The sequence below is a fragment of the Rothia sp. HMSC062H08 genome, from assembly GCF_001810775.1.
In the GTDB taxonomy this organism is placed as follows: Bacteria; Actinomycetota; Actinomycetes; order Actinomycetales; family Micrococcaceae; genus Rothia.
Genome location: NZ_KV802651.1, coordinates 59810 through 76048, shown reverse-complemented (window position 1 = coordinate 76048; position 16239 = coordinate 59810). Strand labels below are relative to the sequence as shown.

Genomic DNA, 16239 nt, shown 5'->3' with positions numbered 1-16239 from the left:
GAAGACGCTAAACCATGGCACAAATTCTGCTGAGGCGGCGCCTCCGCGGGCGCAAAGATATTTGATACATAAAGCATTGAGAAGCCCGAATAATGACCAACCACCGTCATCATCCTCAAAAGAATGCAAACGACGGCAAACATGCGGTAGGGTGGTAACTGTAGTACTCAATAGCGCACCGATGCGCTTGTTGAGTGAACTACAGGGCTGTTTTCCTTCCGGCAGTCAGCTTGACCTGCAAATAACGGCCCGACTAGTAACTAAACAACACACCATCACCGACGATAGGAGCGTATCTTCTATGGAATCGACCATTCTTAATCGCCGTACCCTGCTGGGTAGCGGCGCACTTGTGGGCCTGGGGGCCCTGCTTGCGGCGTGTGGCCAGCAGGCAAATAACGAGGCGGCAGCCACCGCCTCCGCCGCGCCGAGCGAGACCGCTTCGGCATCTGCGGCGGCATCTGATGCTGCTTCTGCTTCCGCTACTCCGAGCCCGCGAGTCACTCGCGGATATTCAGGACAATCCAAAGCTCCCGACGGTGAATACCGTAAGGCCGATGGCTATGGACCCGCACAGAACGTCCCCAAGCCTCGTAATGAGCCCGCTCAGTACCCTGAAACCGAAGAAGGCCTCATGAAGATGATGCAGGACTGGCTGGTTGCACACAATTATGGAATTCAGACTGGCGATTGTTCGTATGCTTTCAAATATGTCATGAAAGATACCGATGAATATAATTCATACAACTATACGGAATCGCTCTACGAACGTGGAGGATGGATTATCGGAGGTTTGGAGTCTTACCAGGCTGAAAGCTCTCTGATTTACGATGACCAGAAAAAGAATTATCGAATGAAGTTCAGCATTCTATGGTCGACTGTTACGTATGTAAATCCTGACGGCCATCTTGAAATGGAGGCCAATACAGATACCACCAATGACTCTTTCTACTTCTTGTATACGTACTCTGACGGATACTGGAAAATTTCCGGATCTGATTTTGGAGGATAGTATTATGACACCATCAAAATCTACCTCTAAAAAAATCTATATCCTCCTATCCGCATCTATCCTTGCTATAAATTCAATCTCTGGTTTTTCTATTTCTATGGCCAGTGAATGTACGCAGAAAAATTCTAATGGACATTGTGTAAAGGTTCAGCGGGATAATCAACCTAAAAAGGATACTCACTCAAAGAAATCGCCTTCTCACGACCAATCTAACGGAACAGATATTCCAAGTGAGGGATCATCTTCTGGTGCCTCGGTAGAAGCAGCACGCAAGAGTTGGGAGGATAACCACATCCCAATGCGTGATGGCACTAATCAAACAGTCTACGGAACTGTACCCGAAGCTCGAAAAGCCGGAGATGCAGAATGTTACACGAAAGTAGACCGACGTCCGGGGCATTACACCATAGGGCCTCTACCTCAGGGAGATAACGCCAACAGAATACCCAACCATGTTGGCGGCCGTTACTGCGTACCCAATGACGCTAAAACCTTCACCTCGAATGACCCCGCACAGCCCAAGGGCCCTTCTCCTGAAGAAATGCTCCAAGAAGTTGAGGACCAATTCGCTAACACAAACATCCAGGCCCCCGTACTGAAGCAGTCCTACAACCTCGGCACCGGTCTGAGCGAAGACAACCCCAACGTCCACAAGGGCGACCAGATCAACTTCTACGTCGACGCCCCCACCGCACGATGGGAAGACGACCTCATGATCGGCCACGTAGAGATGGAATCCTACCCCACCCAGATGACCATCCAATACGGCAACGGTGATGAGGGTAGCTTCTATACCATGGGTAAGCCGGTCAGCAGGGCACGTGGCGAAGAGTCACGCAAGACCTCAACGAGTTACGCTTACCAGCGGTCCGGTAATTTCCACGCGTACGCGACCGTTTCTTACTCAGGTCGTTTCCGTGTGGACGGCGGCGACTGGCAGGCTCTGGATGTCGTGTTGACGAAGGAAACTGTCGACCCGCTGCTGATTCGTGTCTGGTGGACCGACGTGGGACGCGTAGCCGGTGACTGCAGCTATGACGATACTCGTTGGGGCTGCAAGAACGACCCGACCATGGGCAAGCCAGATAATCCGAACCCGCGCCTGCGCAAGGCCGATATCCGTACCGGTCAGCGTTGGCACCTAAATGATAACGGTGACGGGGATACGGAGTACTCGCTGCACCGCGACTGGCCCGACATGTAAACCAGGTCCAACCCAATATATTAAATAACCGCAGCAGGCGGCCCCGGACATGTAAGCGTCCCGGGCCGCGTTGCTTTGTTTGGACTACTCGGGCCGGGTGGAGATCCGGTCATGAGTTCCAGATTTGTGCCATAGGTTAGCGTCTTTGGTCGTAGTTAAAAACCATGGTCGAAGACACTAAACCATGGCACGAATTCTGCACGGGTTACAGCCCCATAGCGAGAAGCCACATGTGTTTCCAGAAGCCACTTATGACGTGGCTGTTCGAAACACATGTGGCTTCTCAACATTTACCCTTGCGAAAGCTGAAGTTGTCTAGAGCGGGTCAGCTTTTGCTTTCAGCTTTAGTCTCCGCAGATTCCTTATCTTCCTTATCTGAAACATCTTTACCCTGAGCCGACAGACAGTTCTTTGCTTTCAAGGTTCTTAGCATCAATTTCAAATGCCCCCTCTAAATAAGAACCGTAGGGCTTTCCACTCTTATTAAACTTTTCAAGAAGAGCATATGGGACTGCAGCCATTAGAATCTTTACAGGAGGAATATACCACTTATTCCTTCTCCATATTTTAGGAACATTAACTAAAGCAGCATATTCACTATCAAACATGGCATACCCTAGGCGCACCACAGCTTTAGCAGGTGAGTTAATTAATGCATCTAAATTTTCACAAATATTTTTCGGAGCATATTTCTGCAAAATTTTAATATATTCATACCTAGCAATCTCACCGCTACTAATAGCATTTCCCAATGGCTTAATGACAACATACAAGGTGCGAACTGAAAAAATTGACATAAAGGTCAAAAATAAGGTAAGCGCAGGGGTTAATACCACCATATATTGCCTTTCGCCATCAAGAATTTCAGGCTTCACAATAACTTGAAAAGATAAGATGGCTAATTTAATGCATTCGATACCATACCTTATCGACATTGCAATCATAAAAATATACAGAATTACTTGAAGGAATACAGAGAGAATAGTATTAAAACTCGGAAATATTTTTATATCCCCCATCCATTGCCCCACAATATAAGATTCAGGAATTTTTAACAACCTCTTCCGGGCCTGAATATCACGACACTCAGAGAGTACCTTGTGTTCCCAAGCTAACCGCTCTAAAGCAATTTTGCGACACTCTTCAATCTCTCTATACTCTGGTGAGACAATTACCAGCGCGTCTACATTTTCAAAGTTGACAAGCTCCTTATACTCCTTAGAAATTTCAAGAAGCTCCTTATACCGAGCTAATTCGGGCGGTTTAGAACGCTTAGAGAAGTCCATCTGTCTGTCAGCTTTACGACCATTCCACCAGGCAACAAGTAACGAGCCGATTAGAGTAATCAAAGCACCAGTCAATACAGGCAAAAAGTTACTTACTGCAATCATATTTTCGGCCCCCTCAGCTAGCCTCTGCGCTAACAGTAGTTGGTTCTTCATCGGTGATTGTTCCTTTCCTAGCAGACGGCCCGGGATACGGAAGTGTTCGGGGCTGCTTTTTAGCACATCGATAAACTACGCCTTATATTTGCTTTGATGGCTTTGAAAGGAATAGTAGATAAATTCCGAAGATGAGCTTAATCGCCGCGTCGATATATGCAATTACCGCTAACGGGATGTTGGTAAAAATATATCCCGCAAACACGTTGATGGCACAGATAAGACCCAGATATATCATTGACTTTCCATGCACAAAATAGTATGGGAAGAAATGCAGCGCGGTTGCCATCAGCGCTCCCAACCAAATCAGTCTCCAATTTTCAGTTGCGAAGAATGGGCCGCCCAGCAAAACCATCAAGACAAATAATAGAATAACGGCACGTGAAGATACTTTCTTTTGAAATTCACTCGAAGGGCCATCGGCTAGTCTATTCAGCACCTTCTTGTTCATGTTAATCGAGAAAAAGCTAATAACGTAGCCAATGCTGAATACTTGCATATTTATTATTTGTTTTCCTCCGGTCATGGTGGCTATTGCTATAACTGCCGCTACCACAATTAGCCACAGACCGCATGCCCTCTTATAGTTAAATTCCAACTTTTCATCTTTGTTATAGTTTAGAAAAGTCATCGATACCTCCAATAGCCTCTCATAGAGTCACTTCTCTTGTTACGTCACTAAATTTTAATATAAAAAATTCTGCAATATATCAATATTGCCCAGTCCTTCTGACTATTAATTACATCTCCTGCAATTATATCAAAATGGCATTAGAGAACTCGTCAAAAAGCGAAAGGGGCAGCCCCGGATGCGTGTGTGCATCTGGGGTTGCTCTGTTTCGTTTGGGTTGCTCGGTGCGGGGCGGAAATTTGGTAATGACTTAGCAATTTCAGTCATGACTTAGCGTCTTTGGTAATGGCTAAAACCCCAGCCCGAAGTCACTAACCCATTACCGAAAAAGCTAAACCATGGCACAAATTCTGCGGGGGGGGGGGTACAGCTCCCTCATAGCGAAAAGCCACATATGTTTCGAGAAGCCACTTATCACGTGGCTGTTCGAAACATATGTGGCTTCTCAGCGCTTACCCTCGCCGAGACTGGAGGCTACTTACGGCGAAGAGACCTATGGGTAGCAGGTCTGGAATATTTATAGCGAATCAAATTATTTGTAACAATAGAGCCCCGCCCACCTTTATTTCCACCACTTTCCAGTTCATATTCAATATAAGATTCATTTACCCTAATCATTAAACAATAAACATATGCAAGCAACATATATTCAGCATATTCCTCATGCTCTTTCTCATCAAGAATAAAAAACCCTGCAGCCACCTTCATCCATAAATAGATTTTCCCCATCAATATATGGAATTTTTCAAGTCGAATACTAAACACGCGATGCTTTTTTAACCTATACCCCTCCCGAGAAGTTTTATTTACAATCTCAGGCTTATCGCATTCTCTCCTTTTGGGAAATTTTTGAAATTCGTCAATTAAAGATAATGCCCCCTCTGATAGCAGAGCCCTAGTATCCTGCTTAAGACGACAATAAAAACCATACTTAATCTTTTTAAAATTCTTCCACCGACAAGCATAAAAAACAACAATAAGCAGCGTAGATTGCACAAAATACTGAGTATTTGCAATCAAGATCGCAATTAAAATAGCTAGCAAAAGCATCACCCGAAGGGCTTCAAACAAAACCCTTGATGAATAAAATCTCCAGAATTCAATGAATTTACCATATTTACTTTCAAAATTCTTATTAAATTGATAAACTGCACCATGCAGACAATTCTCAGAGACACAAAATATTGCAACCTCCCAGAGGAACAACATAACCCCAATTACAACATATCCAATATAGTATTCAACTAAAAATAAGAATGCAGGAATCGTCAGAAACTGCGCCCCATATAAAACACATTCCCATCGACGCTCATATTTATATCTAAAGCCCGAATATCCATAGTCCCAATAGAAGAGATTGGCATACCCCTCTTGCCCCCTATTTTTTCTACTGCTAGACAAAGCAGGAACGGTTCCTTTAGAATTAATTTCATCAGCCGCAACTTCATATACATGGCGAGCTAGCAAATCTTTGCCCCCGCTAACATTATTAATCCTTCTCAACAAATATATTTTTTTAACCAATATATCTTTTTCACTATAAGTTAACATACGGGAAGATGCTAGAGTAAACCATGCAAAGAACAATAAACTCCACAATGGAATTTCACTATATCGAGAAAGGCTCATACTCTCAGGAACAACAAGATTTCCCCAGTCGGGGCTTACACGCATACCCCCTAGAAATTCAGGAGCATAATGGGGACTCTGAAAATACACCGAAAGTAAAGCATGCCAAAAATTTAGAATAAAGATTGCAAATATAATGCGACTTACATATTTAGCAAAATGGCGATATGCTGCGCGACGAGCGTCACCAACGGCACCTTCTACACCATCTGCAAATTTACCAACACTAACATAAAGACTCAAAAGGAGGCTCGCTAAGGAAACGATGATTCCTAAGCGTATATCAAATAAATAATAAGGAATATTAAATACTAATTTTAAATAGAAAATCGCCCCGTCATTCATTTCACTGGGGGCAGTAATAAGAGAAAACCATGCAAAAAATGTAGTGCAAAAATAAAGTCCAGAAACTATAAAAAACGCTTCCACGGGTTTCCAAAAAATATTTTCCCGAAATATCTTTTTTCGTTTTTCCTCGTGCTCTTCGCCCCATATGCCGTTGACTTCATCAATTACGTCTTGGATTTTCATCGGTGATTGTTCCTTTCCTACGTCTTTGTCGGCGGGTATGTACAAGAAAAGCGGTGACCCCGCAGGTGGGTGCACATTACACACCAGCCTGCGGGGTTCATCATCATGTTCTACTCACCCAGGAGGGTCTTCGGGTTGACCGGAGTACCCGTACCCTCCGCCAGGTGCTCAATACGCTTCAGAATCAGGCCCTCACGCAGCGCCCACGGGCACACGCGCATCGTCTCAACCCCGAACGCCTCCATCGCCGCCTCCGCAGCGATAGCGCCCGCCAGCATCTGCTCCGCGCGCGCCTTCGAAACACCCGGCAAATCGCTACGCTCAGACACCGTCATCGCCTCCATACGACGAGTCCACAGGCGCAAATCCTGCAAATGCATCTCACGCTTCACATGCGGGCCCGCCGAATACGGCGCCGCACCACAAATACGCGCCAACGAACGGAACGTCTTCGACGTACCCACCGTCATATCCGGCGCACCATAACGCAACAGATTCTCCGCCACCGGGGCGATCTGCTCACGCACATACTTACGCAGACGCTTCACCTGCTTCGGGCTCGGCGGCTGCTCATCAAAAAACTCACGCGTCAGACGGCCCGCACCCAACGGCACGCTCATCGCCGCATCCGGCAACGCATTCGTACCCGTCGAAAACTCAAAAGAACCGCCACCAATATCAAAATCAAGGATGCGGCCCGCACCCCAACCCTGCCAGCGGCGCACCGCAAAGTACGTAATCGCCGCCTCCTGATCACCCGAAATACCGTTCAGGCTCACGCCGGTCTGCTCACGCACCTGATGCAGCACCGCCGCACCATTACCCGCCTCACGGATAGCGCTCGTGGAGAACGCCAGCAGGTCCTCCGCCTCATTCTCGATCGCGAAGTCGCGGGCGCTAGTCACGAAGCGGGTCAGTGCGTCCGCGCCCTCCTGCGAAATATTGCCCTCAGCATCGAGGTACTGCACGAGCTGCAGCGGAATCTTGTGCGACGCGTACGGTTCGGGGCGCGCTCCAGGGCTACCGTCAATCAGTAGCAGGTGGACCGTATTCGACCCGACATCCAGAACTCCCAGGCGCACGATGCGCTCCCCTCCCCCGCCCCGCGGCGGGATATTGTCTGTGTGCGGTACCGCAGGTGCGGCGCCTCTTCCAGTCTGTCAGAGGCGCGGCTCACTCCGCAAACAATCCGGGCGGATGCCCAACATCAGCACAGCGCGGGCATAAAAACGTAGCGCGGTCACAAAAACGCGCCGGGCATGTACTCTCCCGGGCACGCAAAAGCGCGGGCACGCAAAAGGCGCAGGAGGCGCCCCACCCCACGCGGGGGTTCGGGACGCATCCTGCGCCTTCAAGTAGAAACGCTACTCGGCTGCTGACAACGCGGCAGGCTACTCAGCGGTCTTCTTCGCCGCGGTCTTACGAGTGGTCGTCTTCTTCGCGGTAGTAGACTTTGCGGTCGTCTTCTTAGCAGTAGTCTTCTTAGCCGTGGTGGTCTTCTTCGCGGCGGTCTTACGCTTGACCGGGCCCTTCGCACGCTTGTCAGCAAGCAGCTGCACCGCACGCTCGTGGGTCAGCGACTCGACCGACTCCGCACGCGGAACCGTAATGTTCGTAATACCGTCGGTGATGTACGGGCCAAAGCGGCCGTCCTTCACCACGATCTTCTTCTCGCTGACCGGGTCCACGCCCAGCTCAGCCAGCGGAGGCTTAGCCGCCGCACGACCGCGTTGCTTCGGCTGGGAGTAAATCTCCAGCGCCTGCTCCAGCGTAATCGTGAAGATCTCATCCTCGCTGCCAATCGAGCGGGAGTCCGTGCCCTTCTTCAGGTACGGGCCAAAGCGGCCGTTCTGCACGGTAATTTCCACGCCCTCAGCGTCGGTACCGAGCACGCGCGGCAGGCTCATCAGCTGCAGTGCCTGCTCCAGGGTCACGGTCGCCAGGTCCATGGACTTGAACAGGGACGCGGTGCGCGGCTTGGCGGGCTTGGGCTTCTTCTTCGGCTTGGGCTTGCCGTTCTTGTAGTATTCGGTCGGCTGCGCGTCCAGGTATGCCTGAATCTGCTCCTCGGTCATCTCTTCGATGACTTCGGTGACGTAGGGGCCGTAGCGGCCGTCGCGTGCCACGATCTGGTTGCCGGAGACCGGGTCAACGCCAAGCACGCGGCCGTCGGACTTGCCCTGTTCGAGCAGTTCTCGTGCCTTCGCTTCGGTCAGTTCGTCCGGTGCCAGGTCGGCGGGTACATTCGCGCGGATCGGTTCGGTCAGCTCGCCGGTCTCGGTGTCGAGGGTTCCTTCGGCTTCCAGGTAGGGGCCGAACTTGCCCACGCGCAGCACAATGCCGTCCGCAATCGGGATGGAGTTGATGCTGCGGGCGTCAATCTCGCCGAGGTTGTCGACGATGGGCTTCAGGCCGCGCTTGGAGCCGCCGCCGAAGTAGAACTCGCCCAGCCATTCGACGCGGGATTCTTCGCCGCGTGCGATGCGGTCGAGGTCTTCTTCCATCTGCGCGGTGAACTCGTAGTTCACGTAGGGGCCGAAGCTGGATTCAAGCAGGCGCACCACGGAGAACGCGATCCAGGACGGGATCAGCGAACCAGAACGAACGTTCACGTATCCGCGGTCCATGATGGTCGAAATAACCGCCGCGTAGGTGGACGGGCGGCCAATGCCCAGCTCATCCAGGGTCTTCACGAGGGACGCCTCGGTGTAGCGCGGAGGCGGCAGGGTCTCGTGGCCGGCGGGTTCAATCGCCTCGGCGGTCAGCGCCTCACCGGTGGTCAGGTTCGGCAGGCGCTTCTCAGCGTCCTTCGCCTCACGCTCGGCCACGCGGGATGCGTCAACGCCCTCCTCATAAGCGGCGAGGAAGCCGCGGAAGGTGATGACGGTACCGGATGCTACGAACTCAGCGTCCTGGCCGTTAGATGCCACGGCGCCCAGGCGCACGGAGGCGGTGGAACCGGTCGCGTCAGCCATCTGGGAGGCGACGGTACGCTTCCAGATCAGCTCGTAGAGGCGGAACTCGTCGTTGGACAGGGAGCCGCGCACAGCGTCCGGGGTGCGGAAGGTGTCGCCCGCGGGGCGGATTGCTTCGTGGGCTTCCTGCGCGTTCTTGCTCTTGGAGGTGTACACGCGCGGTGCGGAGGGCACGAACTCTGCGCCGTACAGCTCGGATGCCTGGCGGCGTGCGGCGGAGATAGCCTGCTCGCTCAGTGCGACCGAGTCGGTACGCATGTAGGTGATGTAACCGTTTTCGTAGAGGCGCTGCGCCACCTGCATGGTCACGCGGGAGGAGAAACGCAGCTTACGTGCGGCTTCCTGCTGCAGGGTGGAGGTGGTGAACGGTGCTGCCGGGCGGCGCTTGTACGGCTTGGTCTCAACGGAGCGTACGGAGAACGCGGCGGACTGCAGGGCTGCGGCGAGCGCGAGGGCGGCTTCCTCGTTCAGGTGGGTGACCTTGGAGGAGTTGAGGGTGCCGTCGTCGGCGAAGTCCTTGCCTGTGGCGATGCGGTTGCCGTCTACGGCGACCAGCTTGGCGTCAAAGCCCTCGGAGGCTGCGGTCAGGAAGCGTCCGGACAGGTCCCAGTAGTTGGCGGCAACGAATGCCATGCGTTCACGTTCGCGCTCGACCACGAGGCGGGTTGCGACGGACTGCACGCGACCTGCGGAGAGGCCGCGGCCGACCTTGCGCCAGAGTACGGGGGAGATTTCGTAACCGTAGATGCGGTCGAGGATGCGGCGGGTTTCCTGCGCGTCGACCAGGTGCAGGTCGATGTCGCGCAGTTCACCGAAGGCACGCTGAATGGCTTCCCGGGTGATTTCGGGGAAGGTCATGCGGTAGACGGGTACCTTGGGCTTGAGGACTTCCTTCAGGTGCCATGCGATGGCTTCACCTTCGCGGTCACCATCGGTTGCCAGGTAGAGCGCGTCTACTTCTTTGAGCTTGCGCTTGAGTTCAGCGACCTTTTTCTTTTTGTCGGGGTTGACCACGTAGTAGGGTTCGAAGTTCTCTTCAACGTTGACAGCGAACTTGCCGACGGGGCTCTTTTTGAGGTTTTCGGGCAGTTCGGAGGGCTGCGGAAGGTCGCGGATATGGCCCATGGACGAGTCGACGAGGTAGTCCTCGCCGAGGTAGCTGCTAATGGTTTTGACCTTGGAGGGAGACTCCACAATCAGCAGGGCTTTTCCGGTCTTTGCCTGAGCGGGCACGGCACTCCTCTATCTGTGTGTTGAAAAGCTACGTATTCAACCATAACCTACGCTGGCGCTTGTGGGCGCCGGCGGGGTGTGATTGTACGCGGGTGAGGTGATCGGTGGGGGTGTAGTTTATGTTGGGTTGATGTGGTGCGCTCGGTGCGTTTCATGCGGCGAGCGCGCGGTGGCCCGGCACCGGGCGAGCTGGCCCGGTTCTGGTTGATGTGGACCGGGCGTGTTGAGCTTGCACGAGTGCGCAGGGTACTCGGTACATCATACGGTACCGGAGCGGTGGTGTGTGCACGAGGTACATGGGGACGGGTGCTGGGGCGCACCGCGCACCCGCTCACCTGCGTTTCTAGCTGGTGAGGGTGTCAGAGTCGGGGTGGGTGCCGTCCAGGTATGCGGGCAGCAACGGGTATTCGCGGCCGTACACGGTCTGCGGCACAATGCGCACCCACTGCATTTCGTGGGTTTCGGAGTCGGGCAGGTCGAAAGTGCGCACAATCTGCGGGGTCATTTCCGGCGGCAGCCAGTGGGCGATACCGACCACGATGACGGAGCGGATGCCGTCTTCGAGGGTTTCGTCGATTTCGAAGGCGACGCGGCGGCTGACCACCACGGAGGAGAACTTGTTGCCGCGGGTGGTGCGGATGTAGATTTCCTGCTTGTCGTCTTGGCTGGCGACGGCGTAGAGCACGGGCAGCACATCGACGTGCTGTCCGTCAGTGAGGATGAGGCGGCCGAGAGTGTTTGCGTGCAGACGCTCCCAGCACTTGTCGACGCTGATACTTTCATCGGGGTACAGGTTACTCATGGTTTCAGTGTATGCGATGGGGTGGGCGCTCTTGCGTAGATGACAGTTTTGGTCAGTGGGTGGGTCGGGGCCGTGTCATTGCGCTGCCGCCTATACGCGGTGGGCGCGCCCGGGCAGATGCGGCGGGTGCGTAGAATGGTGTGCATGACTATTTCTGCCGCCGCTTTCGCTCCCGAGTATGCCGCTGTTGTGGATGCTCCCCGTAGCGATGATTACGCCCGCCTGACCCGCATCCGTGAACGCCTGCTGGCGTTGAACTACAGCTATGACGCTGTGCAGGAGCTGCTGGGTGTTGAGGCGGCTGAGGCGCTGGCTCGTGACCAGGTGGTTCCGGGCCTGTGGCGTGTGGAGCATATTCTGCGCGGCGGTTACAGCGCGGGTGAGAAGAACCTGGCGCGTCTGCTGGCGTTTTTCCTGCTGGCCCGCCCGCTCACCGAGGCTGAGGCAGCCGAGGTTTTCGGCGATACCCTGGTTGATTTTGAGAATGCCGCGCTGATTGAGCGCGACGCTGCGGATTCTGCCCACTGGTCCGCGAGCGTTGATTTGCGCCCTCACGCCGCCGATGACGGCACCGAAATCTTTGTTGCCGCCGACCTGGGTGCGCATCAGCGCCCCGGAGTGCTCCGTAAGGATCACGTGCTCGGCATTGGTCACGCCTCCCTGACTCTGGCGCAGATTACCGAGCGCACCCCCGTCAAGCGTGCCCTGGATGTAGGCACCGGCTGCGGTATTCAGACCTTCCACCTGCTCGCCCACGCTGAGCACGTGACCGCCACCGACATTTCGGAGCGTGCCCTGGCGTTCACCCGTTTTAACCTGCTGCTGAACGCGCAGGCGCTCAACATTAATCCGCAGAACCCACAGGCGCGCGTGAGCTTGCGTGAGGGTTCCCTGCTGGAGCCGGTCGCCGGTGAGCTTTTCGACCTGGTGGTGTCGAACCCGCCGTTCGTGATTACCCCGCGTGTTGCCGGTGAGAGCGCCGAGGAGCAGTTCACCTACCGCGACGGCGGCCTGCCCGGTGACGAAATTGTGAGCACGATGGTGCGTCAGCTGCCGTCGGTGCTGGTGCCCGGTGGCCGCGCGCAGATGCTGGGCAACTGGGAAATTATTCGCGATTCGGCGGACCCGGATGCACCGCGCCCGTGGGATGAGCGCCCGCGTGCCTGGGTTGCCGACGGCGGCGCGGAGGCGTGGTTTATTCAGCGTGAGGCGCTGACCCCCGCCTCCTACGCGGAGACCTGGTTGAAGGATGCGAGCGAGAACCGCGACCGCAGCCACTACGAGCAGACCTACGTGGCGTACCTGAACGACTTCGCTTCCCGGAACGTTCATTCTATTGGTTTCGGCATGATTTGGCTGCGCCGCCCGACCGAGGCGACCGCGGCAGGTGCGACCGATCCCCTGCAGCGTTTCGAGGAGATCACCTATCCGATTCAGCAGCCCATCGCCCGCGCCCTCACCGGGTCCGTGCGCCGCTACGACCGCCTCGCCGCCATGGACGATGAGGCGCTCCTTACCGCACACCTGGAGGTCGCCGAGGACGTCACCGAGGAACGCCACGGCCGCCCCGGCGCCGAGCATCCCAGCGTCATTTTGCTGCGTGCCGGTTCGGGTCTGTGCCGCACCCAGCTGCTCTCCACCGAGACCGCTGGTTTTGCATCGGCGAGCGATGGTGAGCTTGCCGTGGGTCATATTGTGGCGGCTCTTGCCATGCTGCTATCCTGGCCCGAATACGACGAGGCTACCGCCGCGGCACGCGGCACGCAGGAGCAGCATCCGCGCGACACCCTGTTGCATGCGGTGCGTGAGCTGGTGCTCAAGAGCTTCCTGCACTTTAGCGACGAGCACGCGGGCGCAGCATCGGCTGACGAAAATGCCGCTGAGGTATATGCGGCAGAAGCGCAGGGCTAGGCGTGCGTATTTGGTCCCTTCACCCCTGTCTGCTCGATCGGCGCGCCCTGGTCGCCTGCTGGCGTGAAACCCTGCTGGCGCAGAAGGTGCTGCGGGGTCTGACTCGCGGGTACACGAACCATCCGCAGCTGATTCGTTTTCGCGCGCATCCGCAGCCGCTGGAGGCGGTTGCCGCCTACCTGTCCGGGTTGGCTGATGAGGCGGATGCCCGCGGCTACTCGTTCAACCGCGCACTGATTGGTGCGGGCAAAAACGGTACCGATAAAAACTGTGCCGACAAGGCGGAAAACCCGTACGCTTCGGTCTCGCTGATTCCCGTTCCTTTGGGTCAGCTGGAGTACGAGCTCGCCTTTCTGCAGCACAAGGTGGCTGGGCGCGACCCCGAGTGGGAGCATCGGTTGAGCGAGCGCCTGACGGCGCGCGGCGAGCTGGCGGCGTGTGCGCATCCGCTGTTTGAGGTGGTTCCGGGGGCTATTGAGCCTTGGGAAAAGACGAAAGATTTCTAGACAGAGGGACTTCTAGGCAGAAGGATTTCTAAGAACGTGAGCATAGTGATGCCCCGGCGGTAACCCTTGCGGGTGCCTGCCGGGGCATTGCTGCATGTACGGCTCAAGCTGTATGGGAACAAACATCTCAGCGCATTACAGAGCGCTGGAAACAGCTTGGCACGGGGTCATTACCCCAGGACCTTTACCCAAGGACCTTCACCTCAGGACCTTTACTTGGTGGTCAGCGCGGGCTTGATCTCCTTCACGATTGCATCAAGCATCTTCAGGTTGAAGTCCACACCCAACTGCAGTCGACCCGCCGCAATGAGATCGGCCATGTCGGCAAGTTCAGCCATGTAGAGCGGGTTTTCGTAGCGCATGTCTGGGTTGCAGCACTGGCTCTTCATCGTCGGGTGACGGGTCAGTCGTCCTCGTCTTCGAGGTCCTCTAGCACTTCGAACGGCGACTCGACGTCGCCGCGCCAGGCCTCCAGGCCTTCGCGCACCGCGAGCACCGCCACGACCAGCGCCGCGACCGAGTCAGCCCACCACCAGCCGAACAGGCTGTCGAGGACGAGGCCGATGAACACCGCACCGGAGAGGTAGATGCACAGGATGAGCTGCTTGGCGTCGGCCATCACGCTCTTGGAGCCCAGCTCCCGCCCGGTGCGGACCTCAATCCACGCCAGCAGAGGCATGACGACCAGGCTCAGCGCGGTGATACCGAGACCCAGCGGGCTGCGGTCGGGGCCCTCCTGGCCGACCAGGGCCAGCACCGCGTCGATTGAGACGTAGGCCGCCAGCGCGAAGAACGCGATGCCGATGGCCTTGACGGTGACCGTTTCCCACCGCTCAGGGTCCTTGCGGGTGAACTGCCAGGTGACGGCCGCGGCCGAGAGTACCTCAACAACCGAGTCGAGCCCGAAGCCAATGAGAGCCGCGGACGAGGCGAGGACGCCTGCCCAGACTGCGACGATTGCCTCGATTACGTTGTACGTGATCGTGAAGCCAACGATGAAGCGGACGCGCCGGTGCAGCATCGCGCGGCGCGCGGTGGTCAGGGTCTCGCTCATGCTCCCGCCGCCGTTCCACAGCAGCCCGACACCGAGCATTCCGAGTCGATGCACGGCGCGGCCTCGTCCACCGCGAGCGTGACGTCAATCAGGGACGTCAGTGCCGCGGCGAGGTGCGGGTCGGCGATCTCGTAGCGCGTCTGGCGGCCCTCGGGCTCGGCGACGACGATTCCGCAATCGCGCAGGCAGGTCAGGTGGTTGGACACGTTCGAGCGGGTCAGTTCCAGCTCGCGCGAGAGCACGGCTGGATAGCTCGGGCCGCTGAGGAGGGTCATCAGAATCCGGGAACGTGTCGGGTCGGCCATGGCGCGGCCGAGCCGGTTCATAACGTCGAGGTGTGAAGCAATAGTCAGCATACGATGACTATACAGTGATAACTGACCAATTGTCCACTTGCGCGGACTGCCGCACGTGCTCCGCGCCCTTGCCCTCGGGAGGCGGCAGAGTTCGCGCTCATCAGCGACCACCGCCCATCACGGAAGCGACGGCGGCACGCTGGCGCGAAACTCTGCTAGCGCAGAAGGTTCTGCGGAATCTTCACCTCAGGGGCTTTACTTAGTGGTCAGCGCGGGCTTGATCTCCTTCACGATTGCGTCGAGCATCTTCAGATTGAAGTCCACACCCAGCTGGTTCGGGATCGTCAGCAGCACGGTGTCTGCCGCCTGAACCGCCTCATCACGAGCGAGCTCTTCGGCGATATCCGCCGGATCACCAATGTAGCTGCGACCAAAACGGGAGAAGCTGTTGTCAATAATGCCGGTGTAATCCTGCGAGTCCTCCGAAGCGCGGCGACCGAAGTAGCGCGCCGAGGTTTCGTCGATAACGGGCAACACCGAGCGGGACACCGAAACACGCGGAACACCCGAATTACCCGCCTTCACCCACTCGGAGCGGAAGAGGCGAATCTGCTGCGCCTGCTGCTGATCGAAGGGAATACCCTTATCTTCCAGCATCAGGGTTGAGGACATGAGGTTCAGACCCTTCTGCGCGGTCCACACGGCGGTGCTATCGGTGCCCGCGCCCCACCAGATGCGGTCGCGCAGACCCGGCGACTGCGGCTGAATCGGGGCGTACTTGCCCGCCACGCGAGCGCTGGGCGCCATGCCCTCACCCTCAATTGCCTTGAGGAAAATATCGAGGTGGCGGCGCGCCATATCGCTCTCGTTTTCGCCTTCTGCCGGGTAGTAGCCGAAGCTCTCAAAGCCGCGGATAACGGATTCGGGCGAGCCGCGGGAGACACCGAGCTGCAGTCGGCCCGCCGCAATGAGGTCTGCCATGGCGGCAAGTTCAGCCATGTAGAGCGGGTTTT

13 protein-coding genes and 1 pseudogene are annotated in these 16239 nt (G+C 55.8%); 4 read left to right on the top strand and 10 right to left on the bottom strand.

Going from position 1 to position 16239, the window contains the following annotated elements; translation table 11 throughout:
• The first annotated feature begins 301 nt into the window (after positions 1-301).
• A complete protein-coding gene (locus HMPREF2765_RS00655) occupies positions 302-1012 on the top strand; it encodes a DUF6318 family protein (protein WP_070604039.1) in 711 nt (236 codons plus the stop codon).
• A 541-nt stretch (positions 1013-1553) separates the two neighbouring features.
• Positions 1554-2216 carry a hypothetical protein gene (locus tag HMPREF2765_RS00650; protein ID WP_070604038.1) on the top strand — a complete coding sequence of 221 codons (663 nt, stop codon included), beginning with the start codon at positions 1554-1556 and terminating at the stop codon, positions 2214-2216.
• A 386-nt stretch (positions 2217-2602) separates the two neighbouring features.
• On the opposite strand, the gene HMPREF2765_RS00645 is transcribed toward HMPREF2765_RS00650, so the two are convergent.
• From HMPREF2765_RS00645 to HMPREF2765_RS00620, 6 genes are all read right to left on the bottom strand, one after another.
• Positions 2603-3658: a hypothetical protein gene (locus HMPREF2765_RS00645; protein WP_049353856.1), complete on the bottom strand. Its 1056-nt coding sequence runs from the start codon at positions 3656-3658 to the stop codon at positions 2603-2605.
• 82 nt (positions 3659-3740) lie between these two features.
• On the bottom strand, positions 3741-4289 hold the full coding sequence (locus tag HMPREF2765_RS09330) for a DUF6609 family protein (protein ID WP_070604037.1): 549 nt from the start codon (positions 4287-4289) through the stop codon (positions 3741-3743).
• Positions 4290-4763: 474 nt separating this feature from the next.
• The gene (locus HMPREF2765_RS09135; protein ID WP_141749066.1) at positions 4764-6449 is read right to left on the bottom strand and encodes a hypothetical protein; all 1686 of its coding nucleotides are present in this window, start codon (positions 6447-6449) and stop codon (positions 4764-4766) included.
• 110 nt (positions 6450-6559) lie between these two features.
• Positions 6560-7531, bottom strand: a complete 972-nt coding sequence (locus HMPREF2765_RS00630) for a Ppx/GppA family phosphatase (RefSeq protein ID WP_049357216.1) — start codon at positions 7529-7531, stop codon at positions 6560-6562.
• A gap of 309 nt (positions 7532-7840) precedes the next feature.
• On the bottom strand, positions 7841-10657 hold the full coding sequence (gene topA, locus HMPREF2765_RS00625) for a type I DNA topoisomerase (protein WP_070604035.1): 2817 nt from the start codon (positions 10655-10657) through the stop codon (positions 7841-7843).
• Positions 10658-11000: 343 nt separating this feature from the next.
• Positions 11001-11459, bottom strand: a complete 459-nt coding sequence (locus HMPREF2765_RS00620) for a pyridoxamine 5'-phosphate oxidase family protein (RefSeq protein ID WP_049347138.1) — start codon at positions 11457-11459, stop codon at positions 11001-11003.
• A 144-nt stretch (positions 11460-11603) separates the two neighbouring features.
• On the opposite strand from HMPREF2765_RS00620, the gene HMPREF2765_RS00615 reads away from it, so the two are divergent.
• On the top strand, positions 11604-13370 hold the full coding sequence (locus tag HMPREF2765_RS00615) for a DUF7059 domain-containing protein (protein ID WP_246824902.1): 1767 nt from the start codon (positions 11604-11606) through the stop codon (positions 13368-13370).
• A gap of 2 nt (positions 13371-13372) precedes the next feature.
• Entirely contained in the window at positions 13373-13876 is a 504-nt protein-coding gene (locus tag HMPREF2765_RS00610) for a pyrimidine dimer DNA glycosylase/endonuclease V (RefSeq protein WP_070604033.1), read from the top strand.
• Between the two features lie 278 nt (positions 13877-14154).
• On the opposite strand, the pseudogene HMPREF2765_RS09325 reads toward HMPREF2765_RS00610, so the two are convergent.
• The 4 genes and pseudogenes from HMPREF2765_RS09325 to HMPREF2765_RS00590 form a co-directional block, all read right to left on the bottom strand.
• Positions 14155-14241: pseudogene (locus HMPREF2765_RS09325) on the bottom strand (luciferase); the annotation flags it as partial.
• Between the two features lie 38 nt (positions 14242-14279).
• Positions 14280-14930 carry a cation diffusion facilitator family transporter gene (locus HMPREF2765_RS00600; RefSeq protein WP_005508275.1) on the bottom strand — a complete coding sequence of 217 codons (651 nt, stop codon included), beginning with the start codon at positions 14928-14930 and terminating at the stop codon, positions 14280-14282.
• Complete coding sequence (locus tag HMPREF2765_RS00595) at positions 14927-15286, bottom strand: Cd(II)/Pb(II)-sensing metalloregulatory transcriptional regulator CmtR (RefSeq protein WP_005504697.1); 360 nt, start codon at positions 15284-15286, stop codon at positions 14927-14929. The genes HMPREF2765_RS00600 and HMPREF2765_RS00595 overlap by 4 nt, the downstream gene beginning before the upstream one ends.
• A 195-nt stretch (positions 15287-15481) precedes the next feature.
• Positions 15482-16239, bottom strand: a 758-nt coding sequence (locus HMPREF2765_RS00590; protein ID WP_070604031.1) for an LLM class flavin-dependent oxidoreductase, incomplete at its 5' end; no start/stop codon positions are given.

Excerpts from the sequence above, each read along its gene's own strand:
- HMPREF2765_RS00615 (WP_246824902.1), top strand. The coding sequence starts at position 11,604 with ATGACTATTTCTGCCGCCGCTTTCGCTCCCGAGTATGCCGCTGTTGTG.
- HMPREF2765_RS09135 (WP_141749066.1), bottom strand. The coding sequence starts at position 6,449 with ATGAAAATCCAAGACGTAATTGATGAAGTCAACGGCATATGGGGCGAA.
- HMPREF2765_RS00650 (WP_070604038.1), top strand. The coding sequence starts at position 1,554 with ATGCTCCAAGAAGTTGAGGACCAATTCGCTAACACAAACATCCAGGCC.
- HMPREF2765_RS00655 (WP_070604039.1), top strand. The coding sequence starts at position 302 with ATGGAATCGACCATTCTTAATCGCCGTACCCTGCTGGGTAGCGGCGCA.
- HMPREF2765_RS00620 (WP_049347138.1), bottom strand. The coding sequence starts at position 11,459 with ATGAGTAACCTGTACCCCGATGAAAGTATCAGCGTCGACAAGTGCTGG.
- HMPREF2765_RS09330 (WP_070604037.1), bottom strand. The coding sequence starts at position 4,289 with ATGACTTTTCTAAACTATAACAAAGATGAAAAGTTGGAATTTAACTAT.
- HMPREF2765_RS00595 (WP_005504697.1), bottom strand. The coding sequence starts at position 15,286 with ATGCTGACTATTGCTTCACACCTCGACGTTATGAACCGGCTCGGCCGC.
- HMPREF2765_RS00645 (WP_049353856.1), bottom strand. The coding sequence starts at position 3,658 with ATGAAGAACCAACTACTGTTAGCGCAGAGGCTAGCTGAGGGGGCCGAA.
- HMPREF2765_RS00600 (WP_005508275.1), bottom strand. The coding sequence starts at position 14,930 with ATGAGCGAGACCCTGACCACCGCGCGCCGCGCGATGCTGCACCGGCGC.